Source organism: Phyllobacterium chamaecytisi (assembly GCF_020164455.1).
GTDB lineage: Bacteria > Pseudomonadota > Alphaproteobacteria > Rhizobiales > Rhizobiaceae > Phyllobacterium > Phyllobacterium chamaecytisi.
Genome location: NZ_JAIQWW010000013.1, coordinates 120565 through 144496, shown reverse-complemented (window position 1 = coordinate 144496; position 23932 = coordinate 120565). Strand labels below are relative to the sequence as shown.

General features: G+C 58.0%; 26 protein-coding genes. 9 read left to right on the top strand and 17 right to left on the bottom strand.

Going from position 1 to position 23932, the window contains the following annotated elements:
* Positions 1–41: 41 nt before the first annotated feature.
* Genes LB462_RS19675 through cysG form a run of 5 tightly spaced genes read right to left on the bottom strand, consistent with a single transcriptional unit; the run spans position 42 to position 4802 of the window.
* Positions 42–575 (bottom strand): DUF934 domain-containing protein, encoded by a 534-nt coding sequence (locus tag LB462_RS19675; protein WP_224511501.1) that lies wholly within the window; start codon positions 573–575, stop codon positions 42–44.
* Positions 572–1327, bottom strand: a complete 756-nt coding sequence (locus tag LB462_RS19670; RefSeq protein WP_224511499.1) for a phosphoadenylyl-sulfate reductase — start codon at positions 1325–1327, stop codon at positions 572–574. The genes LB462_RS19675 and LB462_RS19670 overlap by 4 nt, the downstream gene beginning before the upstream one ends.
* Positions 1317–2987: a nitrite/sulfite reductase gene (locus LB462_RS19665; protein WP_224511488.1), complete on the bottom strand. Its 1671-nt coding sequence runs from the start codon at positions 2985–2987 to the stop codon at positions 1317–1319. The genes LB462_RS19670 and LB462_RS19665 overlap by 11 nt, the downstream gene beginning before the upstream one ends.
* Before the next feature lie 24 nt (positions 2988–3011).
* On the bottom strand, positions 3012–3320 hold the full coding sequence (locus tag LB462_RS19660) for a DUF2849 domain-containing protein (RefSeq protein WP_112529739.1): 309 nt from the start codon (positions 3318–3320) through the stop codon (positions 3012–3014).
* Between the two features lie 18 nt (positions 3321–3338).
* On the bottom strand, positions 3339–4802 hold the full coding sequence (cysG, locus tag LB462_RS19655; RefSeq protein ID WP_370637227.1) for a siroheme synthase CysG: 1464 nt from the start codon (positions 4800–4802) through the stop codon (positions 3339–3341).
* A gap of 333 nt (positions 4803–5135) precedes the next feature.
* Between cysG and LB462_RS19650 the strand changes: the two genes are divergently transcribed.
* Positions 5136–5531: a VOC family protein gene (locus LB462_RS19650; protein ID WP_224511467.1), complete on the top strand. Its 396-nt coding sequence runs from the start codon at positions 5136–5138 to the stop codon at positions 5529–5531.
* A 50-nt stretch (positions 5532–5581) separates the two neighbouring features.
* Here LB462_RS19650 and LB462_RS19645 read toward each other — a convergent pair whose 3' ends face one another.
* From LB462_RS19645 to rph, 7 genes are read right to left on the bottom strand one after another with little or no spacing between them, the layout of a single operon-like run.
* Positions 5582–6280 carry a methyltransferase family protein gene (locus LB462_RS19645; RefSeq protein WP_224511465.1) on the bottom strand — a complete coding sequence of 233 codons (699 nt, stop codon included), beginning with the start codon at positions 6278–6280 and terminating at the stop codon, positions 5582–5584.
* An 11-nt stretch (positions 6281–6291) separates the two neighbouring features.
* Positions 6292–6657, bottom strand: coding sequence for a YraN family protein (locus tag LB462_RS19640; RefSeq protein WP_224511463.1), 366 nt, complete (start codon positions 6655–6657; stop codon positions 6292–6294).
* Complete coding sequence (gene rsmI / locus LB462_RS19635) at positions 6654–7553, bottom strand: 16S rRNA (cytidine(1402)-2'-O)-methyltransferase (RefSeq protein WP_224511462.1); 900 nt, start codon at positions 7551–7553, stop codon at positions 6654–6656. The genes LB462_RS19640 and rsmI overlap by 4 nt, the downstream gene beginning before the upstream one ends.
* Before the next feature lie 9 nt (positions 7554–7562).
* Positions 7563–8726, bottom strand: coding sequence for a radical SAM family heme chaperone HemW (gene hemW / locus LB462_RS19630; RefSeq protein ID WP_224511460.1), 1164 nt, complete (start codon positions 8724–8726; stop codon positions 7563–7565).
* Positions 8723–9370, bottom strand: a complete 648-nt coding sequence (rdgB, locus tag LB462_RS19625) for an RdgB/HAM1 family non-canonical purine NTP pyrophosphatase (protein WP_224511458.1) — start codon at positions 9368–9370, stop codon at positions 8723–8725. The genes hemW and rdgB overlap by 4 nt, the downstream gene beginning before the upstream one ends.
* Positions 9367–9774: a VOC family protein gene (locus tag LB462_RS19620; RefSeq protein WP_224511455.1), complete on the bottom strand. Its 408-nt coding sequence runs from the start codon at positions 9772–9774 to the stop codon at positions 9367–9369. Before LB462_RS19620 ends, rdgB begins: the two co-directional genes overlap by 4 nt.
* A gap of 10 nt (positions 9775–9784) precedes the next feature.
* The gene (gene rph, locus LB462_RS19615) at positions 9785–10501 is read right to left on the bottom strand and encodes a ribonuclease PH (RefSeq protein WP_224511452.1); all 717 of its coding nucleotides are present in this window, start codon (positions 10499–10501) and stop codon (positions 9785–9787) included.
* Between the two features lie 135 nt (positions 10502–10636).
* Between rph and hrcA the strand changes: the two genes are divergently transcribed.
* From hrcA to LB462_RS19600, 3 genes are all read left to right on the top strand, one after another.
* Positions 10637–11704, top strand: a complete 1068-nt coding sequence (gene hrcA / locus LB462_RS19610; RefSeq protein WP_224511450.1) for a heat-inducible transcriptional repressor HrcA — start codon at positions 10637–10639, stop codon at positions 11702–11704.
* A gap of 341 nt (positions 11705–12045) precedes the next feature.
* On the top strand, positions 12046–12759 hold the full coding sequence (gene grpE, locus LB462_RS19605) for a nucleotide exchange factor GrpE (protein ID WP_224511449.1): 714 nt from the start codon (positions 12046–12048) through the stop codon (positions 12757–12759).
* 113 nt (positions 12760–12872) lie between these two features.
* Positions 12873–13526, top strand: coding sequence for a trimeric intracellular cation channel family protein (locus LB462_RS19600; protein WP_224511447.1), 654 nt, complete (start codon positions 12873–12875; stop codon positions 13524–13526).
* On the opposite strand, the gene LB462_RS19595 is transcribed toward LB462_RS19600, so the two are convergent.
* Positions 13518–14510: an adenosine kinase gene (locus LB462_RS19595; RefSeq protein ID WP_224511436.1), complete on the bottom strand. Its 993-nt coding sequence runs from the start codon at positions 14508–14510 to the stop codon at positions 13518–13520. The genes LB462_RS19600 and LB462_RS19595 overlap by 9 nt on opposite strands.
* 164 nt (positions 14511–14674) lie before the next feature.
* On the opposite strand from LB462_RS19595, the gene LB462_RS19590 reads away from it, so the two are divergent.
* On the top strand, positions 14675–15394 hold the full coding sequence (locus LB462_RS19590) for a sulfate transporter family protein (protein ID WP_224511434.1): 720 nt from the start codon (positions 14675–14677) through the stop codon (positions 15392–15394).
* On the opposite strand, the gene nth is transcribed toward LB462_RS19590, so the two are convergent.
* On the bottom strand, positions 15387–16145 hold the full coding sequence (nth, locus tag LB462_RS19585) for an endonuclease III (RefSeq protein ID WP_370637226.1): 759 nt from the start codon (positions 16143–16145) through the stop codon (positions 15387–15389). The genes LB462_RS19590 and nth overlap by 8 nt on opposite strands.
* 34 nt (positions 16146–16179) lie before the next feature.
* Here nth and LB462_RS19580 point away from each other — a divergent pair, with 34 nt between their 5' ends.
* The 4 genes from LB462_RS19580 to cueR all read left to right on the top strand — a co-directional run bounded on the left by LB462_RS19580 (position 16180) and on the right by cueR (position 20714).
* The gene (locus LB462_RS19580) at positions 16180–16674 is read left to right on the top strand and encodes a DUF2244 domain-containing protein (protein ID WP_224511429.1); all 495 of its coding nucleotides are present in this window, start codon (positions 16180–16182) and stop codon (positions 16672–16674) included.
* A gap of 77 nt (positions 16675–16751) precedes the next feature.
* Positions 16752–17654 carry a methylated-DNA--[protein]-cysteine S-methyltransferase gene (locus LB462_RS19575; RefSeq protein ID WP_224511427.1) on the top strand — a complete coding sequence of 301 codons (903 nt, stop codon included), beginning with the start codon at positions 16752–16754 and terminating at the stop codon, positions 17652–17654.
* Between the two features lie 155 nt (positions 17655–17809).
* Positions 17810–20308 carry a heavy metal translocating P-type ATPase gene (locus tag LB462_RS19570; protein ID WP_224511425.1) on the top strand — a complete coding sequence of 833 codons (2499 nt, stop codon included), beginning with the start codon at positions 17810–17812 and terminating at the stop codon, positions 20306–20308.
* Between the two features lie 7 nt (positions 20309–20315).
* On the top strand, positions 20316–20714 hold the full coding sequence (cueR, locus tag LB462_RS19565) for a Cu(I)-responsive transcriptional regulator (RefSeq protein ID WP_224511424.1): 399 nt from the start codon (positions 20316–20318) through the stop codon (positions 20712–20714).
* Here cueR and LB462_RS19560 read toward each other — a convergent pair.
* From LB462_RS19560 to LB462_RS19550, 3 genes are all read right to left on the bottom strand, one after another.
* On the bottom strand, positions 20707–21000 hold the full coding sequence (locus LB462_RS19560) for a Dabb family protein (protein ID WP_224511421.1): 294 nt from the start codon (positions 20998–21000) through the stop codon (positions 20707–20709). The genes cueR and LB462_RS19560 overlap by 8 nt on opposite strands.
* A gap of 100 nt (positions 21001–21100) precedes the next feature.
* On the bottom strand, positions 21101–22411 hold the full coding sequence (preA, locus tag LB462_RS19555) for an NAD-dependent dihydropyrimidine dehydrogenase subunit PreA (protein ID WP_224511419.1): 1311 nt from the start codon (positions 22409–22411) through the stop codon (positions 21101–21103).
* A gap of 11 nt (positions 22412–22422) precedes the next feature.
* On the bottom strand, positions 22423–23880 hold the full coding sequence (locus tag LB462_RS19550) for an NAD(P)-dependent oxidoreductase (protein WP_224511416.1): 1458 nt from the start codon (positions 23878–23880) through the stop codon (positions 22423–22425).
* Positions 23881–23932 lie beyond the last annotated feature (52 nt).

Genomic DNA, 23932 nt, shown 5'->3' with positions numbered 1-23932 from the left:
AAGTGCCTTCTGGATAAAGAATTCGAGTTCTTTGTGGAGTTTCACGCCCCGGGAACGCGGCGCCAGCTATAGGTGCCGGACACTGTGTGTGAGCCTCGTCCCGGCTGGTAGTAACCGGGAACATCGTGAAGATTATGACCAGCAAGACGGTTCAGTGTCACCGCGTGGTTGACCTTCATCGTGTCGAAGCCGGTGCGCAGCATATAGGCGACCTGATCGATTAAAACATCCCCAACGGCGCGTAACTCACCCTTGAAATGATGCTGGTTCTTGATCAGTTCGGCCTTCGAATAGGACCGCCCATCGTTGAATGCCGGAAACTGCAGCGCAATCACCGGGATTGAATCCAGTATTGGCAATAGCGGCTCAATGCTTTCACCCGGCGCGACGAGAACGCCGATCTTGCGATTGGAGGCATTGCGGGTCTCTTCGGTGAGACCCAGCCATGCGCCCAGCGGCAGGATCACTGCAGGTGCATCACCGGCTTCCTCCAGCGTTTCGGCTGTTACGTAGGGATCCTCACGGAACCCTTCGCGGCCCCAAAGCTCACCCGCAGGTTGTTCAATGTCACTCATAAACTCGAATCCGTCAGCGAGATGTTGCTCAGTTCGTCGGTAAGCCCGGTCAGGTGAATGCCGCACTCAGTCTTGTCGGAGCCAGCCCAGCGGCCAGCGCGATCGTCTTCGCCGTCCTTGACCGGCAAGGTGCAGGGCATGCAGCCGATCGAGCGGTAGCCTTCGGCGACCAGCGGGTGCGGCGGCAGATCATGCGCGGCCATATACGCCTTGAGATCGGCAGAGGTCCAGTGCGCGAGCGGGTTGATGCGGACGCGCGCGCCCACAGACTCAAACACGGGCAGTGCCGTACGCGTTGATGCCTGGAATTGCTTGCGGCCGGTCATCCATGCGCGGTAGGGAGCGACGGCACGGGCCATCGGCTCGACCTTGCGGATATAGCAGCAGCGATCCTTGTTGGTCATCGACAGCGCGCCAAACGGGTCCTCATCCTTGAGGCTCTGCTTCAGCGGATGGATATCATGCACGTCCGTCATGCCGAGCTCGGTGATGAGCTGGTCGCGGTAGCGCAGCGTTGCCGGAAAATGCTTGCCGGTCTCAAGGAAAAGCACTGGCGTCGCGCGGTCGATCTGCGCGATCATGTGCAGCATCACTGCGCTGTCAGCGCCGAAAGAGGAAACGACGGCGATCTCCTCGTTGAAGAGGTGATCGATGGCGAGCTCGATGACATCCATCGGCTCGAGATTGCCATAGCGGGCCTGAAGCGCGCGCGCCTCATCCGCCACGGTCTGGTCATTGATTTCAAGCAGCATTTGCAACCTCGCTATAGAGCGCATCCTTGAACGGTGCTGCGCCCACGCGCCGGTAGGTGGTAAGGAAGGTCTCTTCCTTGTCGGTTCTGATTTCGAGATAACGATCGACGATCGTCTCGATTGCATCGACGATCTCTTCTGATGAGAAGCCGCGGCCGGTGATGTCACCGATCGTGCAAATCTCGTCGCCGGAACCACCGAGAGAGATCTGATAGAGCTCTTCACCCTTCTTCTCGACGCCGAGAATGCCGATGTGGCCGACATGATGATGGCCGCAGGCGTTGATGCACCCGGAAATCTTCAGCTTGAGTTCGCCGATATCTGCCTGACGCTCCGGATTGCCGAAGCGTTCGGAAATGCGCTGCGCAACGGGGATCGAACGCGCTGTCGCCAGAGCGCAATAATCGAGACCGGGGCAGGAGATGATATCTGTAATCAGGCCGGCATTGGCCGTTGCCAGACCGTCCGTCAAAAGCAGATCGTAAACGATGCGCAGATCGGCGATTGCCACATGCGGCAGAACGAGATTCTGCTCGTGACTGACGCGAATCTCGTCATAGGAGAATTTCTCGGCGATATCGGCAACGAGATCCATCTGCGCGTCGGTGGCATCACCCGGAATACCGCCGATTGGCTTCAGCGAAATCGTCACGACGCCGTAGTCGGGATTCTTGTGCGGCGTTACGTTCTGGTCGACCCAGGCAGAGAACGCATGATCTGCCTTGCGCGCGGCCGCGAGCCCGGACCAGCCTTCGGGACGCTGGACAAGATTTGGCGGCGCGAAGTAGGTATCGATGGCATCGACGTCTTGCTGCGGCAGTTTGAGATCGGTTTCCTTAATCGCCTGCCATTCGGTCTCGATCTGGCGGGTGATTTCTTCGGTCCCGGTCTCATGGACGAGGATCTTGATGCGCGCCTTGTACTTGTTATCCCGGCGTCCATTGAGATTGTAAACACGCACGATAGCTGTCGTGTAGGTCAGCAAGTCCTCGACGGGCAGGAAATCGCGGATTTTCTTGGCGACCATCGGCGTGCGGCCCTGGCCACCGCCGACATAGACAGCAAAGCCGAGTTCACCGGCTTCGTTCTTCTTCAGATGCAGACCAATATCATGAACCTGGATCGCGGCGCGATCGCGATCAGCGCCGGTCACGGCGATCTTGAATTTCCGCGGCAGATAGGAGAATTCCGGGTGCATCGACGACCACTGCCGAAGGATCTCGGCATAAGGGCGTGGATCCCCGACCTCATCCGCAGCAGCACCGGCAAAATGATCGGCGGTCACGTTACGAATGCAATTGCCCGATGTCTGCAGCGCATGCATTTCCACCGATGCGAGTTCGTCGAGTACTGCTGGAATATCCTTGAGCGCAGGCCAGTTATACTGGATGTTCTGGCGCGTGGTGAAGTGACCATAGCCGCGATCATAGCGGCGGGCGATATGAGCGAGCTTGTGCATCTGACGACTGGACAGTGTGCCGTAAGGAACCGCAACACGCAGCATATAAGCGTGCAACTGCAGATAGACGCCATTCATCAGCCGCAGCGGCCGGAACTGCTCTTCAGTCAGTTCGCCGGAAAGACGACGCTCAACCTGATCTTTGAACTGTTCAACGCGGGCGGAGACGAACGCGTGATCAAACTCATCGTAACGATACATTCTGCGGTCTTTCGATTTTTCAGGTCAGGCAGCTTTAGGCTTTTCAGCCTGTTTGCCGAGGTCGAGGCGAATGGTAGGTCCGAGCTGACGGATGCGCTCGCGCAGGCGGACCGGATAAAGATCTGTGCCGCGCTCTTCGACGTCGATGACATTCACGTCGATGACGAGGTTGGACTTGATGGCGGACTTGCCGGCTTCCTCGAGCGCATTGACCGCTTCCGCGTGTCGCGCAATCAGCGCTCCATCGATATGTTCCAGCCACTCGCCATTGGCGCCGAGCCATACAACTTCGCCATCGGTCAGGCGGTTTGCAGTCAACACTTTAACGCTCATGATCTTCATCCTTCGCAGTTACGCAACATTTGGTTCAAGGTGGTGCTGCTCCACGGAATTCTTTGCATTGGCGGAAAGAGGTTCGGCCTTGTCGATGGCAGCGCCTGCAACCGCATCGCCGATAATCACCATAACCGGGCCGTCAAGATCGTCGCGCTGTTCCAGCGCCGGCAAATCATTGAGCGTGCCATGGAACATGCGCCTGTCTGCACGCCCGGCATTTTCGATTACGGCAACGCCGGTATCGGCATGAAGCCCCGCCTGCATCAGCCGTTCGGCGACGGAAGCAGCGACGCTGCGGCCCATGTAGACAGCGATGGTCGCACCGGAAATAGCAAGGCGCGCCCAGTCTGGCAGAACTTCGCCAGCCATGTCGTGACCCGTGGTGAAGACGAGGGAGGACGCGACACCGCGCAGGGTTAGAGGCAGTTGCATATCCGCTGCAGCGGCAAAGGCGGAGGTAATGCCGGGTACGATTTCGAAGGCAATGCCGGCGTCGCGTAAGGCGGCCATTTCTTCGCCTGCACGGCCGTAGACCAGCGGATCGCCTGACTTCAGCCGAACGACACGCTTGCCTTCACGTCCAAGCGCGACGAGCAGATCATTGATCTCGCTCTGGCTCTTGGTGTGGCAACCCTTGCGCTTGCCGACGGAGAGCCGGGTCGCATCGCGGCGGCCCATGGCAACGACGGCTTCCGGCACCAGAGCATCGTAGACGATGACATCGGCCTCCATGAGGACGCGGTGCGCGCGCAATGTCAGAAGATCTTCCGCGCCGGGGCCGGCACCAACCAGCCAGACATAGCCTTTAGGGGCGGCTTGATCATCGAGGAGACCAGCAGCCGCCTGGTGGGCGCCCGTCAGGTCATTGTTGTAAATCTTGCTGGCGACATCGCCCGAAAAGAACGAGCGCCAGAACAAGCGGCGCGGCAGTCCTTTGTTGACCAGCTTCTCGACCACAGGGCGATAGACATTGGCAAGACGTGCGAGATCGCCGAGCCGCGGCGAGAAAGCGGCATCGATACGGGCGCGGATCATCTGCGTCAGCACCGGGCCGGTGCCTTCCGAACCGATGGCAATGGCGAGCGGTGCGCGATTGACGATGGCGGGCGTGAAGAAATCGCACAGCTCGGGGCGGTCAACGACGTTGACCGGAATGTGCTGGCGGCGCGCTTCATCGGCGATTTCCGCATCCTGGTCTTCGTCGCCAGTAGCGACGAAGACCAGCTTTGCGCCGGTCAGTTGCTTGGGAGCAAATTTTTCTGCGACGTGTTCGTAGCTGCCGTCACGTAGGAAAGCGGCGAGTTCAGGCTCAGGCTCCGCCGCGATGACGCGAATGGTTGCATTGGTCTGGCCTAAAAGCCGCGCCTTGTTTAACGCTTCCTCGCCATTGCCAATCACCACTAGCACTTCATTCCGCACGCGGAAGAAGGCAGGAAAGACCGAAAGCTGGCTGAAACGCATGGACATAAACAGGGGCATCCCGATGGTTCCGAGGATTATCCCTGATCCGCCTTCGTTTTATAAGGAACAGAAGTGCGCCAATTGTCGCGGGTGAGCATGGAATTTCTGAAAATGCCGGAACAAGCGGATTCGCATTCTATGCGCTCAAAGGGACACACGCTCGGCCATCGCCTCCTGAAGGCAAAGCACGACATGCTTGATCGTCCGTATCCGCGAGTCATCGATACACGACTAGATTTATCGTGTTAGCGAGCAAATGCAAGTAATTTTTTTCTTGCTACGAATGTCGGATCGCGGAACTCCGGTTCGTCCTCTATAGGAAACCCGTTGAATGAAGAGGAGATTTATTTCATGCGCATGATTTTCGTGAACCTGCCAGTCAAGAAGATAGAGGCCACACGGGCCTTTTTTGCCGCTTTGGGATTCAGTTTCAATCCCGATTTTTCTGACGACAAGACCGCCTGCATGGTGATCGAGGAAAACATCTTTGCGATGCTCATGGAGGAGGATCGGTTTCGGGATTTCATCAACAACGATATCAGCGACGCCACCAAGGCGCAGGAGGTATTGATCGCGCTTTCTGCCGGGAGCCGTGCGGAAGTGGACGACATGCTGGCCAAGGCGCTTAGCGCAGGCGGCAAGCCGTGGAAGCCAATTCAGGATCTCGGTTTCATGTATGGGTGCAGCTTCCAGGACATCGACGGTCATGTCTGGGAAGTCGCGTACATGGACATGTCCGCACAGTAGAAAACTCTACAGCAACTGGCCGTGCTCATGCGAGGGCGGCCAGTTGCATTTTACCAGATACCAGGGATCAGGTGCGACTTTACCTTTCGACAATAGGCGTCATATCCCGATAGATTTGCTTTCAGATAGCGCTCCTCATCCAGCAACCGTATGGCAATGACGACGCTCAAGAGCATCGCAACGGGAAGCGCCCATAGCGAGCCGAGCGCCAAAGGCGTTGCCAGGAAAAATACCACTGCGCCCGAGTACATGGGGTGACGCACCAAAGCGTAAGGGCCGTTGGAGATAACGTTCTGGCCGGATTTCACCTCGATGATACTCGACGCGTGTCCATTCTCGCGTAAGGCCAGAAACATGATCCAGAATCCGACGACAACAAGGACGTTAGCCAAGACGACGAGCCAAACCGGCAAGGGCAGTCCGGTGAAGTGCCGCTCTATTCCCGGTACGATGTACATCAGGAGGCCGATCACGCTGGCCGCGCCCTGAATCCATTTCTGCGAGGTTTCACGCTCGGCGCCCGCCCCGGCTTTCTGCCGGCTGGCAACAAGCGCCGGATCGTGCTTGAGAAAATAGAATGTCAGCCAGAACATGCAAAGCGTGAAGACAACCAGATAGAGCCACCCCTGCCAGAAGCGGAATGTCCATGCGGGAACATGCACCAGGAGCACCAATACCACCAAGGCCTTGATGCATCCCCCGATTGCCGTTTTGCGCAGCTTTTCGAGATCAAGTTCTTGCGTCGTCACGCTATGCCTCCTCAGGCTGTAAACACCGCAGGCACGTGCACGGGCCAGCGCCATGGCAGGATAGCAACAAGATCGAAACGAAGGGAGATGTGGGAATGGTCGGGCTGGCGCGCGAGCCATAGATCGGCGGCGGCTTCGATACGGCGCATTGTCACAACGTTCACCGAATCCATGGCTTGTTCAAGTGTCGTTCGAGCCTTGACCTCGACGATAAGCACGACATTCCTACGCCGTGCGATCAGGTCGATCTCTCCGAGTTTCGTGCGATAGCGGCGGCCGATGATGCGATAACCTTTCAGCATCAGAGCAAGGGCAGCAAGGCGTTCAGCGGAATGACCGCGGCGGTAGGCCCTGTGGCGCTTGCCAGGCTCTGTCATTTCAGCGCCAGGAGCCGTTGGTACAGCTCGCCTTTGGGTCGTCCGGTCATGCGCGAGGCCTCACCAGCAGCCTTGGCGGGAGACATTTCAAGGCTGAGTGCACGCAACAGCGCGTCGATGTCATCGTCGGTTCGAGGCACGTGCTCATCCTCCGGAGGAGGAGCGATGACCAACACTACCTCACCTCTTATCCTGTCTTCGCCGTCGAATTCCGCTGCCAGCTCCTTGAGTGGCAGGGTGACGATTGTCTCGTAGGTCTTGGTCAGCTCACGGCAAAGCGAAGCCTGTCGTTCAGGGCCGAACACTTCGACCATATCTGTCAGGGTCGCCGCCGCCCGGTTGGGCGATTCAAAGAACACCAATGCCGCATCGAGCGACTTCAATTGCTCAAGCTTGGCGCGTCGCTGGCCTTGTTTCGACGAAAGAAAGCCGGCAAAATAAAACGCATCCTTGAACAAGCCAGACGCCGTGAGCGCCGCAAGAACCGACGATGCGCCGGGGATCGGTACGACGCGAATACCTGCTGCCTTGGCTTCCGGCACCAGGCGCCCGCCCGGATCGGAAACCAGCGGCGTGCCCGCGTCGGAAATCAACGCCACGCTTTTACCCGCCACCAGCGCCGCGATCAGCTTGGGTCCCGCCATGTCCGCATTGTGTTCGTGATAGGCATAGGGACGCCGCGAAATGCCATATCTATCAAGCAAAACGCGGCTGACGCGGGTGTCCTCGCAAGCGATGACATCCGCAGCGGCCAAGGTTTCGATCGCGCGAATGGTCATGTCGCCGAGATTGCCGATCGGTGTCGCCACGATATAAAGCGCTGGTTCCAGCGGCCGGGCGCGGAACGACGCGCTGCCGATCTGATAGTCCCGCTCCTTTGCTTCCCCCTCAGACAAGTCTCTTCCCTAAGCTGCGAGATCAGCGATGACCGCATTGAGCACGATTGCACCTTCGGGTGTCGTGCGTATGCGGCTGTTGCCGATATATTCGATAAGACCCTGTTCGGCCAAGGAAATCACGCGGCTCTCCTTGACGCTGTGTCCGGTCAGGCGTTCGTAACGGGAAAGGTCGATACCCTCAACGAGACGCAATCCCATCAGCAGGAATTCATCGCCCTCCTGTTCATGCGTCAGAAACTCTTCTTCGAGGACCCCATGACCTGTGGTTTCTACCTTTTGCATCCAGGTTTCCGGATGACGTTCGGTGATGGTCACGGCTCGCGTGCCGTTCTCGATGAAGCGCCCATGCGCCCCCGGCCCAATCCCGACATATTCGCCGTAGCGCCAATAGACGAGATTATGCTGCGACTCCGCACCCGGCGCAGCGTGATTGGAAATTTCATAGGCGGGCAGGCCATACCGGGCCGTAACCTCTTGCGTCTCCTGATAGAGCGTTGCTGCATGATCACCATCCGGCGTCACCAGTTTGCCGGCTTTCCAGAGGTTATAGAACGGCGTGCCCTCTTCGATGGTCAATTGATAGAGCGACAGATGATCCGCTGCATAGGAGATGGCCTTCGCCAGTTCGTCGCGCCATGCGGCAATCGTCTGGTCGGGCCGGGCGTAGATCAGGTCGAACGAGAGCCGGGGGAAAATCTCCCGCGCCAATTTGATCGCGGCTAGCGCCTCATCGACATTGTGCATCCGTCCGAGGCGGCGCAAATCTGGATCGTTGAGTGCCTGCACGCCAAGCGAAACGCGGTTCACTCCGGCAGCGCGGTAACCCCGGAAACGATCGGCTTCAACGCTGGTCGGGTTGGCTTCGAGCGTGATCTCGATATCGTCTGGCACATGCCAATTGCGTGAAATCTCGTTGAGAACGGATGCCACGGTTTCCGGCTGCATCAGCGAGGGTGTGCCACCGCCGAGGAAAATGCTCGAAACCGTGCGCTGGCCGGTGCGGGTCCGCATCGTTGCCATTTCGCGTGCGAAGGCTGCGGCAAAGCGCGGTTGATCAACAGCTTGATGCCTGACGTGCGAATTGAAGTCGCAGTACGGGCATTTGGCCATGCAGAACGGCCAATGGACATAGACGCCGAATCCGGACTCGCCTCTGTCGGACTGGTTCATCCGGCGTCCAGACAATCTTTGGCAAAATGCTGGAAGGCGCGGGCGCGGTGCGACAGCGCGTCCTTGTCACCAGGCTTCCAGCCATGCTTTTGTTCTGCCGTCATTTCGCCGAACGTCACGTCGTGGCCTTCCGGCTTGAACACCGGGTCGAAGCCGAAACCCGCGGTACCGCGCGGTGGCCAGACAAGTTCGCCTTCCACCTCGCCGCGATAATAGTTGGCTTCGCCATCCGGCCACGCAAGGCAAATAACCGAAACGAAACGGCCGCCCCGATTTTCAGGCGCGTTCGCACCCGCTTGCTGCATCTCCGCTTCAACCTTCTGCATGCCATGGGCAAAATCGCGCTTGCCATCCGGCAATTCCGCCCAATTGGCCGTATAGACACCCGGCTTGCCCTCTAGTGCGTCGACGCAAAGGCCCGAATCATCGGAGAGCGCGACAAGACCGGTGGCCTTGGCAGCGGCGAAAGCTTTGATATAGGCATTTTCCTCAAAGGTCGTGCCGGTTTCATCCGGTTCCGGCAGCCCAAGATCCTTCGCCGATACGACTTCGAATCCAAAAGGTCCAAGCAGGTCGATCATTTCATCGATCTTGCCCTGGTTGTGACTGGCGACAAGCAGCTTGCCCTTTTCGAGTGTCTTCATTTCAAATTCCACAGTTTCGGTTCAGCAAATTCGATCGAGTTACCCGACGGATCGCGGAAATACAGCGAATGCGCCCCATTCGGCCAGTCGAATTCGCTTTCGATGGCAATGCCATGCGCCTCAAGATGGGATTTCCATTCGGTAATTTCATCCCGTGTCGCGCGAAAGCAGACATGACCCGGACCCGTGGCGCCATGGGAGGGTATCGGCAAACCACCTTTTGGGCGTTCTTTCAGTTTTTCCGCGTCAAACAGGATCAGCACGCCCGGCCCGCAGCGGAAGAACACGGATTCTTCGCCAGCACGCAGGATGCATTCAAGCCCGAGCACATCACCGTAGAATCGCGCAGCCGTCTCAACATCGGTCACATAAAGCGCTGTTTCCAATATTTCCGAGGGCTGCATGGTTCTGACCCTAGCTGACGGCCATTTTCTGCAAGGAGACCAAGCGAGTGATGCCGTTGCGGGCAAGGCCCATCAGCGACAGCAATTCTTCTTCCGAGAAGGGTTCGCCTTCGGCGGTTCCCTGTACTTCGACGATACCACCCTTGCCGGTCATGACGAAATTGGCGTCTGTCTGCGCGGTCGAGTCCTCGAGATAATCGAGATCGATCACAGGTGTGCCATTGGAAATGCCGCAGGAAATGGCCGCGACATGATCCTTCAACACTTTCTCGACCTTGAGCATCTGGCGTGTTTCCATCCAGCGCAGGCATTCGTGTAACGCAACCCAGCCTCCGGTAATCGCTGCCGTGCGCGTCCCACCGTCAGCCTGAATGACATCGCAATCCACCGTGATTTGCACTTCGCCGAGCGCCTGCAGGTCAACGACCGCGCGCAGAGAACGGGCGATCAGCCGCTGAATCTCCAGGGTACGGCCGCCTTGCTTGCCGGAGGAAGCTTCGCGGCGCATGCGATCGCCGGTCGAGCGTGGCAGCATGCCATATTCCGCTGTCACCCAGCCTTTGCCGGTGTTGCGCATCCAGCCTGGCACTTTTTCCTCGAGGCTGGCAGTGCACAAGACGTGCGTGTCGCCGAACTTGACCAGGCACGAGCCCTCGGCATGTTTGGAAACGCCGCGCTCAAAGGAAATGGCGCGCATTTCGTCGGGGGCCCGCTTGGAGTGACGCATGGGTAGACCTCTTGTTGATGTGTTCCCGGCCTTTTAACCGTGATGGAGTGATGAAGCAAAGGCTTTGATTAAAGGCTTTGATGATTGCGCAGAGAACGCTTATATCAAGGTCTGACAAGCAAAAGCTGAGGCACGATGAACAGGACTGTTGTTCCGGACACATTGCAGTCGCTCGACCAGCGATCACGCGATATTTTCCGGCGCATTGTCGAGAGTTACCTCGGCGATGGCGAGCCGGTGGGTTCGCGTAATCTGTCGCGCATCCTGCCCGTGTCGTTGTCCCCTGCGACGATCCGCAATGTGATGAGCGATCTCGAGCATCTCGGGCTCGTCTATGCGCCACACATATCCGCCGGCCGCTTGCCGACCCAGATCGGCCTGCGCTTTTTCGTTGATGCATTCATGGAAGTCGGCGACCTTTCCAAATCCGAACGCAATTCCATCGAGGCACAGGTCAGGGCCGGGGAAACGCAATCGGCCGAAAGCGTGCTGACGCAGGCGAGCCAGATCCTTTCGGGCATGTCGCGCGGGGCAGGCCTGGTGCTGGCGGCCAAGGCCGAAGGCGCGCTCAAGCATATCGAATTCGTCAGGCTCGAACCGACAAGGGCTCTTGCCGTGCTGGTCACGCAGAGCGGCGACGTCGAAAACCGCGTCATTGATCTGCCGATTGGCGTGACGCCGTCGCAATTGATCGAAGCTTCGAATTTCCTCAATGCACATATTCAAGGCCGCACCATCACAGAGGCGCGGCAGGAAATCGCCCGGCTGAAGGAAGAAACCCAGCAGGCGCTCGACGCCCTCTCGCAACATCTTGTCGAACAGGGTCTCGCGATATGGGGCGGCGATGGCGGTGGCCAGCCGGCACGACTGATCGTACGCGGACGGGGCAATCTGCTGGAGTCCGTCAACGCTGAAGCGGATCTTGATCGTTTGCGGCACCTCTTCGATGATCTCGAGACCAAGGAGGGTACGCTGCAGCTTCTTGATCTGGCGGAAGCCGGACCAGGCGTGCGCATCTTCATCGGCTCGGAGAACAAGCTGTTTTCGCTTTCCGGCTCATCACTGGTCATCGCACCTTACCGCGATTCCGAACAGCGGATCATCGGAGCGCTGGGTGTTATCGGTCCGACAAGGCTGAATTACGCGCGTATCGTACCCATGGTAGATTATACCGCCCAGCTCGTCTCGCGGCTGCTTCGCTAGGTCGTGAACTCATAAATCTGATGGAAATGGTATGAGGCCATGTTTTCGGATACAAGGAGCAAAGGCGATGGAAATGTTTATCCATTTTCAAGCCTTTGCGACGATGTTGCCGGGAAGATGGACCATATCCTCCCGACGCCGAAACGGCTGCAAGCTGCAGTGTCGAGCCGCTCGGATGGGGGAAAGACCCCGCCCTTCGCGTCTCTCCTCGCATCTTCTTGCCGTTTCAGGCGCCATTTCTACCAGATTTATGAGTTTACGACCTGGTCATTTGCACTTGATTTTTATGGCCTAAACCTCGATATCCAGCGCAACTTATGAATATTGAATGGACAGGATACATGGCTGAAGACAAGAAAAATCACGACAACCCTGATCTCGACCAGCGCGACCTGAAGAACCCGCGCGATCGCGATGCGCTGAAGCGCGCTGCCGATGATTTTCTCAAATCACGCAAGGCTGAAGAATATGCCGTCGCTCAGGACGACGAGATCGAGGCAAATGCCAATAACTGGGCCGAGCTTGATAAATTGCGCGCCGAGAACGGCGACCTGAAGGACCAGTTGTTGCGGCTTGCCGCCGATATGGAAAACCTGCGCAAGCGTACTGCGCGCGATGTCCACGATGCGCGTGCCTATTCGGTCGCCAATTTTGCTCGCGATATGCTCTCCGTTTCCGACAATCTGAAGCGTGCTTTGGAGGCCATCCCTGCCGATGTGCTGGCAAGTGGCGATGCCGGGTTCAAGACCCTCGCTGAGGGCGTCGAAATCACCGAGCGTTCGCTTATGTCGGCCATGGAGCGTCATGGCGTCAAGAAACTCGATCCCTTGGGCCAGAAATTCGATCCCAATTTCCATCAGGCGATGTTCGAAATTCCAAATGCGGATGTGCCGCACAACACGGTACTGCAGGTTGCGCAGAGCGGTTTCGTCATCGGTGACCGTATGCTGCGTCCGGCGCTTGTCGGCGTATCAAAAGGCGGTCCGAAACAGGCATCTGCCGAAGGTCAGCCTGAGCCTGGCCCGATCAATCCGCAGGCAGAAAAAGACGCCTGATTCGATCGTCAGATCAGCTTTGAGAGCCACATTTCCAAGCGGAATGTGGCTCTTTTCATTTTGTCTGGTCATGCACTATCGTAACGAGAATAACGGCGCAGGGGGAACTGCCGATGACCATGATCCAGCTCTTCAACTATGCCGGAATATTCGTCTTTGCTGCAACCGGGGCTTTGGCGGCATCGCGTCGCCAACTCGATATTATCGCCTTCGTCTTTCTCGCCGCTGTCACCGGCATCGGCGGGGGCACACTGCGCGACTTGATCCTTGGTGTACCGGTGTTCTGGGTCAAGGATCCCGGAAATCTTATGGTCTGCGCTGCGGCAGCCATACTCGTCTACTTTTCAGCCAATCTGCTCGAATCGCGCTACCGCGTTCTGCTTTGGCTCGATGCGCTCGGTCTTGCCGCCTACAGTGTTATTGGCGCGGCCAAAAGTCTCGCACTGGGCTTCGACTCAACAATCGCGATTGTTACCGGAATCATGACTGCGACGTTTGGTGGAATTCTGCGCGATATCATATCCGGAGAACCGTCCGTGCTGATGCGGCGCGAGATCTATGTGACCGCAGCCCTCGCCGGGTCGGTCACATACATAGTGCTGCACAGCCTCGCCGTCGGGCCGGAGATTTCAGCGCTCGTCGCAGCGCTCGCCGCGTTTGTCGTGCGGGGAGGGGCGCTTTATTTCGGCTGGGCGCTTCCGACATATCACAGGCCCGGTCGCACGTCGGAAGAGCTGAAGCGCGAGGGTTATATCAAATCAAAGTAGTCCGGCTTGTTCGGCTGCAGCTTTCAAATTCTGCTGCGGCCGCGGACCGATCTGCTGAATGACCAGACCTGCGGTCAACGAACCAAGCTTCGCGCAATCCGTCAAGGATCGGCCGTTCGTATAGCCGAACAGGAAGCCGGCGGCATAAAGATCGCCAGCGCCGGTCGTATCGACCAGTTCGGAAATCTCGATCGCCGGAACTGCGACAGTCTCATCCTTCGAGACCACGACGGAGCCCTTTTCAGAACGGGTGACGGCTGCAAGCTTGCAATCCTTGCGGATGAGATCAAGGCCCGTTTTGAAATCATCGGTCTGATAGAGTGATTTCAACTCGGCTTCATTGGCAAAGACGATGTCCACCGTGCCGGAGCGCATCAGTTCAAGGAACTCCTCGCGATAGCGATCGACGCAGAAAGGGTCTGACAGCGTCATCGATACTTCGCGCCCGTGTTCATGCGCGATCTTCGCCGACAGGCGAATTGCTTCCTTGGCCCGTGGCGGATCCCAGAGATAACCTTCGAAATAGGTGACCTTGGCTTCCGCTACCTTGGAGCTTTCAACGTCTTCCGGTCCAAGCTCGATGCAGGCGCCGAGATAGGTGTTCATGGAGCGCTCGCCATCGGGCGTGACGAAGATCATCGAACGCGCGGTAGGCGGAGGCGCGTTCAATACGCGTGTATCGAAAGCTACGCCCTGGGAGCGGATATCGTGGATGAAGACATGGCCGAGCTGGTCGTCTGCGACCTTGCCGAAATAGGCTGCACGCCCGCCGAGACTGGCGACACCTGCCGCAGTGTTGCCGGCACTTCCACCGGAGGCTTCGATCGCGGGACCCATGCGCTCGTAGAGAAACTCCGCGCGATCGGCATCGATCAGGTTCATGGCGTTCTTGATGATGCCGTTCCTGATGATGAAATCATCATCGGTGCGGGCGATGATATCGACAATAGCATTGCCGATGCAAAGCACGTCAAAGTTGGACATGAAAACTCCGGGATTGAACTGTTCGGTACCTGTTGGCGGTTATTTTGGCGCCTGTCCTAGCGCGTCGGCAGCCGGTTGACTACCCCTTCTTTGGCGTGTTGCCTTGTCTTGACTGTGAACTGCCCCTATGTCCGCAACCCACAAACCTTGGAAAGCGCCCGTAAATGATCGTTGAAAGCGCCCGCGCTGCGGCCAATCATCTGTTTCGCCCGGAGTTTCGTGCTGTCCTGTGGAAATCTATCGGACTGACTGTTTTGCTGCTCATCGGCATATGGTTCGGTCTGCGGGAACTGTTCGAGGCGCTGGCCTGGCCTTTTTTCGACCAGATGCTGCCGGAATTGCCGTCCTGGGCTGGATGGCTCGGCTTCATTGCCGGCCTTTTCGCCAGTATCGGTCTTGCGCTTGGACTTGCACTGCTCATCGCGCCCGTCACGGCAATCGTTGCGGGGCTGTTCCTCGATGATGTGGCGGAGGTTGTGGAAAAAGAAGATTATCCGCTCGATCCGAAAGGACGGCCATTGCCCGCTGTCCGATCATTGATCCTGTCCGTGAAATTCCTTGGCGTCGTTATCCTCGGCAATATTGTTGCCTTGCTGATGCTGCTGATCCCGGGCGTTAACATCATCGCCTTCTTCGTCGTCAACGGCTATCTGCTCGGCCGTGAGTTCTTCGAATTTGCCGCGATGCGCTTTCGCCCGGAAATGGAAGCCAAGGCGCTGCGCTCAAAACATGCAACGACAGTGTTTTTGGGAGGGCTGGTCATCGCCGCCTTCATGGCGATCCCGATCCTCAATCTTTTGACCCCGCTCTTTGCCGCCGCGATGATGGTGCATTTGCATAAGGCGGTCGCGCAGTCCGAGCCGCCAGCCACTGTGATCAGATAATTTGTGGCGGCAGCGACACCAGCGGAGCCGGTATTTCCGAGGTCTTTTCCGCCGCTTTGCAGATATCGGCGATAATGCAGGAAGGGCATTCCGGTTTGCGCGCCTTGCAGATATAGCGGCCATGCAGGATGAGCCAGTGGTGCGCGTGATAGAGATATTCGGAAGGAATAACCTTCATCAAACGCGCCTCCACCTCCTCCGGTGTTTTGCCGGGTGCAAGGCCAAGCCGATTGCCGATACGGAAGATATGCGTATCGACGGCCATGGTCGATTGCCCGAAGGCCATGTTGAGAACGACATTAGCCGTCTTTCGGCCAACGCCCGGCAATTTGATCAGTTCGTCGCGGTCATCCGGAACCACGCTGCCATATTGGTTGATGAGCGCCTCGGACAAAGCGATGACATTCTTCGCCTTGTTGCGCCAGAGCCCGATGGTACGGATATAGTCGCCGACCTTTGCTTCGCCCAGAGCCAGCATCTTTTCTGGCGTATCCGCAACCTTGAACAGGGCTCGCGTCGCCTTGTTCACACCGGCGTCGGTCGCCTGCGCTGAAAGCACTACGGCGACGAGCAGGGTGAAGGGATTGATGTGCTCAAGCTCGCCCCGGGGCTCCGGGCGCTGGATCGAAAAACGCCGGAAGATTTCATGGATTTCCGCAGCCGTATAGCGCGTGCCAGGAACGTTGCGCGCCTTGGCCGATTTAGCAGGCTTCACATAATCTTCATCGATTTTACGCTTGGGATTTTCCATGGTGCATCTATACTTAAAGCCCATGAGCCAAACAATGAACCCATTTGACGCTGCGGGCCGAAACGAGGAAGAAATTTTTCGTGCGCTTCTCGTGCCTCATCGTTCGCTGGGTCAAACCGGTTTTCTCATTCTGATGGCTACGATGGGTGTCAGCAGCTTCCTCACTGGGCTGTTTTTTCTGTCACTTGGTGCCTGGCCGGTTTTTGGCTTCTTCGGACTCGATGTTCTTCTGGTCTATACCGCGTTCCGGATGAACTATACGTCGGCAAAAGCCCATGAAGAGGTGAGCGTTTCGCGTATTGCCTTGCAAATCCGCCAGGTAGCCCCGTCAGGCCGGGCCAAACTGCATGAATTCAATCCCTTCTGGACGCGGTTCAGTGTCGCCCGCCATGCGGAAATCGGCATCACGTCGATGCTGGTCGAAGGACAGGGCAAGGTCGTGGCGATCGGCTCGTTTCTCAATCCCGATGACCGTGAAAGCTTCGCTTCCGCATTCCAGATGGCGCTTGCGACAGCCAAGCGACGGTAAATCCACACCTTGCAAGAATCGGGTGGCGACAAGAGCCCCAGAGTGGTCATATAGCCTCAATAGAGAGGTAAAAACTCATGAAACCACATGCCATACTTCAGAAAGACATCACCCCGACCGGCGACGATTATGCGATCGTCAGCCATATCATCGAACGTATCAGCAAGGACTACCGCGACCAGCCGTCGCTTGAGACGCTGGCCCGCGATACCGGGCTGTCGCCAACCGCGCTGCAGAAGCTGTTTACCCGCTGGGCGGGCCTTTCTCCCAAAGGCTTCCTGCAGGCTGTGACCATCGATCACGCCCGGCGTCTGCTGGACGAGGGTATGCCGCTGCTCGAAACAGCCTATGAGACGGGACTATCCGGACCAAGCCGGCTGCATGATCTGTTTGTCACGCATGAAGGCATGTCGCCGGGCGATTACAAGACCCGCGGTGCAGGGCTGACAATCCGCTACGGCTTTCTGATTTCGCCATTCGGCCTGGCGCTAGTGATGGTGACGGATCGCGGGCTGGCTGGCCTTGCCTTCGCCGATCCGGGCAAGGAACGCGAAGCGCTGGCTGACATGACGTCGCGCTGGCCCAATGCGACCTATGTCGAAGATCTGGCGGCCACTGCACCCTATGCAGCGCGGATCTTCAACCCGGCAGAATGGCGCGCCGACAGGCCGCTCAAGGTCGTCACGATCGGCACGGATTTCCAGCTGCGTGTCTGGGAAGCATTGCTGAAGATCCCGATGGGCAAATGCGTCGCCTATTCGGATATCGCCGCCGATATCGGGTCTCCCAAGGCTTCGCGCGCCGTAGGTGCCGCTGTTGGCGCCAACCCGGTCAGTTTTGTCGTCCCTTGCCATCGGGCAGTGGGCAAGTCCGGGGCGCTGACGGGCTATCATTGGGGCTTGACCCGTAAACGGGCCATCCTTGGTTGGGAAGCCGGTCAGTTGAGCGGGGAAGCGGCGGATCAGGCACAGGCTGGTTAAGCTCAGTTTCTTAACCCTGCCCCCCCCCCAAAGGGGGAGGGTTCATGTCGGCGCCTCGAGGAAAGGCTCTTCATCTCCAAGAACCCTCTTGACCTTCCAGTTACTGGAAAGATTACCTTTGATGCACTATCTGGTTCATAACCGAAAGTTGCATCATGAAACACGACCATCCCCATCCCAGCCACGATGATTCCTGCTGCAGCGGGGAGAAACGCGCGGAAGCTCTAATCGTGCGCGATCCGGTGTGCGGGATGACTGTTGACCCGGAGGCGAACAAACCGACAGCCGAACATGGCGGGCGGCTGTTTCATTTCTGCTCCGCAGGCTGTCAGAGCAAGTTCATAACGGAGCCGAACGCCCATCTCGAGGCGATCGATCCTGTCTGTGGCATGAAAGTAGACCGGGCAAGCGCGAAACATTTCCTGCGCCATGAAGGTGAAAAATACTATTTCTGCTCGGCCGGCTGCCTCGCCAAATTTGAGAAAGCGCCGCAGGATTATCTCGGCGCTCGGCCTGCGCCCAAAGCCATGCCCGCCGGGACGCAATATACCTGTCCCATGCATCCGGAGATCATCAGGGATGGTCCGGGTTCGTGTCCGATCTGCGGCATGGCGCTGGAACCTGCAGGTATCCCGACCGGCGATGAAGGGCCGAACCCGGAGCTGGTGGACTTCACACGCCGCTTCTGGATCAGCGCTGCGTGTTCGGTTCCTCTGCTTCTGATTACCATGGGTCCGATGCTCGGCTTGCCGTTGCGTGCCTGGATTGGTGAAAGTTTGGCTACGTGGCTGGAATTCGCGCTGGCAACGCCGGTCGTTGTCTGGGCGGCTATTCCCTTCTTTGAGCGGGCCTGGGCTTCTTTCATCAACCGCAGCCCCAACATGTGGACGTTGATCGCCATTGGTGTAGGCACAGCTTACGCTTTCAGTGTCGTCGCCACGTTCCTGCCGGATATTTTTCCGCATTCCTTCCGCATGCATGGTGGCTCGGTGCCTATTTATTTCGAAGCGGCGGCGGTGATCGTCACGCTTGTCTTCCTCGGCCAGATACTCGAACTGCGAGCGCGTGAACGCACAGGTTCCGCCATTCGCGCACTTCTGGATCTCGCGCCCAAGACGGCCCGGCGCGTTGCCGAAGACGGAACAGAAACGGATGTGCCGCTGGACGAGATAATTGCCGGTGACCGGCTGCGCGTGCGTCCCGGGGAAAGCGTGCCGGTAGACGGCATCGTACTCGAAGGGCGCTCCTCGATCGACGAATCCATGCTCACAGGAGAGCCTCTGCCAGTCGAAAAGACCGAACATGACATCGCGACCGGCGGCACACTCAACCGCAATGGCACGCTGATGATAAAAGCGGAAAAGGTCGGCGCTGATACGGTGCTCTCGCAGATCGTCGGCATGGTCGCCTCGGCCCAGCGTTCGCGCGCACCGATCCAGGGCCTGGCGGATCGCGTCGCTGCCTGGTTTGTTCCGGCAGTGGTGCTGGTTGCTATCGTCGCGTTCATCGTCTGGTCACTCGTAGGACCCGAGCCGAGCATGATCTATGGCCTCGTCGCCGCCGTTTCCGTGCTGATCATCGCCTGCCCTTGTGCGCTCGGTCTGGCGACACCAATGTCGATCATGACCGCAACCGGACGCGGAGCTCACGCGGGCGTGCTGATCAAGGATGCAGAGGCTTTGGAACGTTTCGCCGCCGTCGATACGCTGATCGTCGACAAGACCGGAACGCTGACAGAAGGTAAGCCAAGGCTTACTGATATGGTTGCAGAACCGGGTTTCACCGAAGACGAATTGCTGGCTCTTGCTGCAAGCCTCGAGAAAGGCTCCGAACATCCGCTCGCCGAAGCGATTGTTGAAGGGGCAAAGTCGCGCAATCTCACGCTTGCCGACGCCATCGGCTTCGAAGCAGCTACAGGCAAGGGCGTATCCGGAACGGTGAACGCCAGAAGCGTGACGCTTGGCAACAAGGCTATGATGCAGGACATCGGCGTTGACGTTTCACAATTGGTCGAGCAAGCCGACCATTTGCGCGCGCTGGGCAAGAGCGCGCTTTTCATCGCGATCGATGGGAGGGCCGCCGGGATCGTTGCGGTTGCCGATCCGGTCAAGGCGACGGCCGTGGAGGCAATTCGCTTGCTGCACGAGGCGGGGCTGAAGGTCATCATGGCAACCGGCGATAATGCCGTGACGGCGCAGGCAGTTGCGCGCGCGCTCGGTATCGATGAGGTCCGGGCTGATATGCTGCCGGAGGGCAAGAAACAGCTCATCGATGCACTGCATGCCAAAGGCGCCAAGGTCGCGATGGCCGGCGACGGCGTCAATGATGCGCCTGCACTTGCCGCGGCCGATGTCGGTATCGCCATGGGTACGGGAGCGGATGTTGCGATGCAGAGCGCCGGGATAACATTGGTCGGAGGTGACCTCAACGGTATCGTTCGCGCCCGCCATCTTGCCGCCGCCACGATCCGAAACATCAAGCAGAACCTGTTCTTCGCCTTCGTCTACAATGTGCTTGGTGTGCCGGTCGCGGCAGGTGTGCTGTATCCGGTATTCGGTCTGTTGCTTTCGCCTATGCTGGCTGCAGCAGCCATGAGCCTTTCATCCGTTTCGGTCATCGCGAACGCGCTGCGGCTACGGACAATAAAATTGTGAGGTCTCCATGAATATCGGTAACGCTTCTGACAAATCCGGCCTGCCAGCCAAAACGATCCGCTACTACGAGGATATCGGCCTCCTGAAGCCGGATCGGGCGGACAATGGCTATCGCGATTATTCCATGTCGGATGTGCACAAGCTGCGCTTCCTGCAGCGCTCCCGTGGGCTGGGGTTTTCAGTTGAAGAGTGCCGCCAGCTGCTGGCGCTCTATGAGGATAAAAGCCGCGCGAGTGCCGACGTCAAATCGATCGCAAAGTCAAAGCTTCAGGAAATCGAGCGCAAGATTATCGAGTTGCGCGAATTGCAGCACACACTGAAACATCTGGTTGCGCATTGCCATGGCGACCAACGGCCGGATTGTCCGATTCTCGAGAGCATTTCCGGCACGGCTGGGTCTAGCTGAGCGTCGACACCACATCCGCAGAAATGCGCAGTTCACGTAGCGGCCGAACGACAGCCGTCGTTTCGCCGTAAATTGGATGCGCCTTGTAGGCCGCCAGCGCCTCGGCGTTCTCGAATTCCCCATAGACGACGACATCGATCTCGCCGGAAATCGGATCGGTCTTGGTATTTGGCATCACTTCGAAAACGGTCGAGTGAGGGATTTCACCAAGGCGCCGGAGGCCCTTCACGATTGTCTCGACGTCTTTCTTTTCACGGGCGCTGAAGAATACAATATGGCGGATCACGGTGTTGCTACCTGCTGCATTTTCACTGCGCCGGACTTTTCATATTCCGCCCCTGTCAGTCAATAGATGCGCTGTCGCAGCCCCTAATCGAACCCGGCGCTCACTCGGCGGCCAGCTTTGCCATCGGATTGTTCGGATGCGTGGTCCAGTTGGCGTAATCCGGCTGGATCGGCATTTTGGTGCGCGGATCAACACCTGAAACCATCGGTTCCATGGTGATGCAGTTTTCAACAGGGCAAACACTGACGCAAAGGTTACAGCCAACGCATTCCTCGTCGATGACTTCGAAGTGCCGGGCGCCATCGACCATCGATGTGATCGCTTGATGCGATGTGTCCTCGCAGACGATATGGCAGCGGCCGCATTTGATGCATAGCTCCTGATCGATCCGCGCTTTGGTGATGTAGTTCAGGTTGAGGTACTGCCAGTCGGTAACATTCGGCACGGCGAGGCCCTGGAAATCGTCGATGGTGCGGAATCCGCGGGAATCCATCCAGTCGGAAAGACCGGAAATCATTTCCTGCACAACCTTGAAACCATAGGTCATGGCTGCCGTGCAGACCTGCACATTACCGCAGCCGAGTGCGATGAATTCCGCCGCGTCGCGCCATGTGGTGATACCGCCGATGCCGGAGATCGGCAGGCCGCGTGTTTCAGGATCGCGGGCGATTTCCGCTACCATGTTCAGCGCAATCGGCTTTACCGCCGGGCCGCAATAGCCGCCATGCGAGCCGCGTCCATCGATCGTCGGGTTCGGGGCGAAGTTATCGAGATCAACTGAAACAATCGAGTTGATGGTGTTGATGAGCGAGACGGCATCGGTACCGCCAGATTTGGCGGCGCGCGCGGGTTTGCGAATGTCAGTGATGTTTGGCGTCAGCTTGGTGATGACCGGCATACGGGTATATTGTTTGCACCAGCGCACCACCATCTCGATGTATTCGGGCACCTGGCCGACGGCGGCGCCCATGCCGCGCTCGGACATGCCATGCGGGCAGCCAAAATTCAATTCGATGCCATCGGAGCCAGTGGCTTCCACCAGTGGCAGGATGGCCTTCCAGGCTTCCTCCTCGCAGGGTACCATGATCGAAGCGATCAAGGCGCGATCTGGCCATTTCTTTTTCACCTCGGTCATTTCCCGCAGGTTCACTTCGAGCGGGCGGTCCGTGATGAGTTCGATATTGTTAAAGCCCAGCAGGCGCCGGTCAGGGCCGTGAATAGCGCCATAGCGCGGTCCGTTGACATTGACGACAGGAGGGCCTTCTTCGCCCAGGGTTTTCCAGACAACGCCGCCCCAGCCCGCCTTGAAGGCGCGCTCGACATTATAGGCCTTGTCCGTGGGTGGAGCAGAGGCGAGCCAGAAAGGGTTCGGAGATTTAATGCCGAGGAAATTCGTTGAAAGATCAGCCATGGCAGTTTCCTTTAGCTGACTAAATGACTTGGATGATTCGGTTGCTGTTCCGGAACCGACGCGCCGTCCGAACTGTCAGCCATGATAGCTTCGACGAAGCCGCTGACCTTTTCCGGTTGTTGCATCAGCGTACGGTGAATTGATTCCGCCGCTATTTTGCCGTCCTGTACGGCCGCGACGGTCAGATCTTCGCCATCTGCAACACAATCGCCGCCGGCCCAGATGCCCGGGATCGACGTGCGTCCCTCATCGTCAACACTTATACGTCCTCTGGTGAGGGCGATATTCGCTTCGGCAAGCACCGCCTCAGCTGGCGTCTGACCAATTGCCTTGAATATCTGATCGCTGGCAAGCGTGATGCTCTCACCTGAAACGCCAAGGCGGCCGTCGGTCATGGCGGTATAATCCAGCGTTATACCGCAAACCTCGCCATGTTCGTTGCGGGTCAGCGCGCGAGGCTGCAGCCAGTGGCGAATGATCACGCCATTCTTCAGCGCGAGTTCCTGTTCGAAATCACTGGCATTCATGTTTTCCGGGCCGCGGCGATATGCGATAATGACATTCTCCGCACCGAGCAGTTTCGTCTGTACCGCAACGTCAATCGCGGTCATGCCGCCGCCGATGACGACGACATCCCGGCCGACAGGGATTTCTGACAGATTATCGCTCTGGCGAAGCACCGAAATGTAATCCACCGCATCGATACAGCCGGCGGCGTCTTCGCCCTCGAGGCCAAGATCGTTGACGCCCGGCAGCCCCATGCCGAGAAACACTGCATCGAAACCTGCTCTCAGCGCATCAAGGCTGATATCGCGCCCGAGAGCCTTGTCGTTCTGGATGGAGATGCCGCCGATTTCGAGAATGAAGTCGAGTTCCTTCTGGGCGAAGTCATCGACGCTCTTATAGGCAGCGATACCATATTCGTTGAGGCCGCCCGCCTTGGGGCGCGCTTCAAAAATGGTCACATCGTGACCATGCATGGCCAGACGGTGGGCGGCGGACAGACCCGCTGGTCCAGCGCCGACGACCGCGATGGATTTGCCCGTAGGCTCGGCGCGCTTGAAGGGATGCTGGCCATTGGCCATCAAATGATCGGTAGCGTAACGCTGCAACAAGCCGATCTTCACTGGCTTGCCTTCCGCCACTTCGCGTACGCAAGCCTGCTCGCACAACGTCTCGGTGGGGCAGACGCGGGCGCACATGCCGCCAAGGATGTTTTCGGAGAGAATGGTTTTGGCAGAACCGGTAGGATTGTCTGCCGCGATCTCGCGAATGAACAGGGGAATATCGATGCCGGTCGGGCAGGCATTCATGCATGGTGCGTCGTAGCAGAAGTAACACCGGTCCGATTCGACAAAGGCTTCGTGCCGGCTTAGCGGCGGATGAAGATCGGCAAACACTTCCGCATAGGCGCCGGATGCAAGCCGCCCGGCTTTGACGTCACGGATTCCAGAATCCATCGATCCCATGAAATCTCATCTCCTCGTTTGGACTGCGTCCGGTTCCCATGGATCAGCAGTC

Coding starts and splice junctions, on each gene's coding strand:
- LB462_RS19675 (WP_224511501.1), bottom strand. CDS start 575: ATGAGTGACATTGAACAACCTGCGGGTGAGCTTTGGGGCCGCGAAGGG.
- LB462_RS19670 (WP_224511499.1), bottom strand. CDS start 1,327: ATGCTGCTTGAAATCAATGACCAGACCGTGGCGGATGAGGCGCGCGCG.
- LB462_RS19665 (WP_224511488.1), bottom strand. CDS start 2,987: ATGTATCGTTACGATGAGTTTGATCACGCGTTCGTCTCCGCCCGCGTT.
- LB462_RS19660 (WP_112529739.1), bottom strand. CDS start 3,320: ATGAGCGTTAAAGTGTTGACTGCAAACCGCCTGACCGATGGCGAAGTT.
- cysG (WP_370637227.1), bottom strand. CDS start 4,802: ATGCCCCTGTTTATGTCCATGCGTTTCAGCCAGCTTTCGGTCTTTCCT.
- LB462_RS19650 (WP_224511467.1), top strand. CDS start 5,136: ATGCGCATGATTTTCGTGAACCTGCCAGTCAAGAAGATAGAGGCCACA.
- LB462_RS19640 (WP_224511463.1), bottom strand. CDS start 6,657: ATGACAGAGCCTGGCAAGCGCCACAGGGCCTACCGCCGCGGTCATTCC.
- hemW (WP_224511460.1), bottom strand. CDS start 8,726: ATGAACCAGTCCGACAGAGGCGAGTCCGGATTCGGCGTCTATGTCCAT.
- rdgB (WP_224511458.1), bottom strand. CDS start 9,370: ATGAAGACACTCGAAAAGGGCAAGCTGCTTGTCGCCAGTCACAACCAG.
- LB462_RS19620 (WP_224511455.1), bottom strand. CDS start 9,774: ATGCAGCCCTCGGAAATATTGGAAACAGCGCTTTATGTGACCGATGTT.
- rph (WP_224511452.1), bottom strand. CDS start 10,501: ATGCGTCACTCCAAGCGGGCCCCCGACGAAATGCGCGCCATTTCCTTT.
- hrcA (WP_224511450.1), top strand. CDS start 10,637: ATGAACAGGACTGTTGTTCCGGACACATTGCAGTCGCTCGACCAGCGA.
- grpE (WP_224511449.1), top strand. CDS start 12,046: ATGGCTGAAGACAAGAAAAATCACGACAACCCTGATCTCGACCAGCGC.
- LB462_RS19600 (WP_224511447.1), top strand. CDS start 12,873: ATGACCATGATCCAGCTCTTCAACTATGCCGGAATATTCGTCTTTGCT.
- LB462_RS19595 (WP_224511436.1), bottom strand. CDS start 14,510: ATGTCCAACTTTGACGTGCTTTGCATCGGCAATGCTATTGTCGATATC.
- LB462_RS19590 (WP_224511434.1), top strand. CDS start 14,675: ATGATCGTTGAAAGCGCCCGCGCTGCGGCCAATCATCTGTTTCGCCCG.
- nth (WP_370637226.1), bottom strand. CDS start 16,145: ATGGAAAATCCCAAGCGTAAAATCGATGAAGATTATGTGAAGCCTGCT.
- LB462_RS19580 (WP_224511429.1), top strand. CDS start 16,180: ATGAACCCATTTGACGCTGCGGGCCGAAACGAGGAAGAAATTTTTCGT.
- LB462_RS19575 (WP_224511427.1), top strand. CDS start 16,752: ATGAAACCACATGCCATACTTCAGAAAGACATCACCCCGACCGGCGAC.
- LB462_RS19570 (WP_224511425.1), top strand. CDS start 17,810: ATGAAACACGACCATCCCCATCCCAGCCACGATGATTCCTGCTGCAGC.
- cueR (WP_224511424.1), top strand. CDS start 20,316: ATGAATATCGGTAACGCTTCTGACAAATCCGGCCTGCCAGCCAAAACG.
- preA (WP_224511419.1), bottom strand. CDS start 22,411: ATGGCTGATCTTTCAACGAATTTCCTCGGCATTAAATCTCCGAACCCT.
- LB462_RS19550 (WP_224511416.1), bottom strand. CDS start 23,880: ATGGGATCGATGGATTCTGGAATCCGTGACGTCAAAGCCGGGCGGCTT.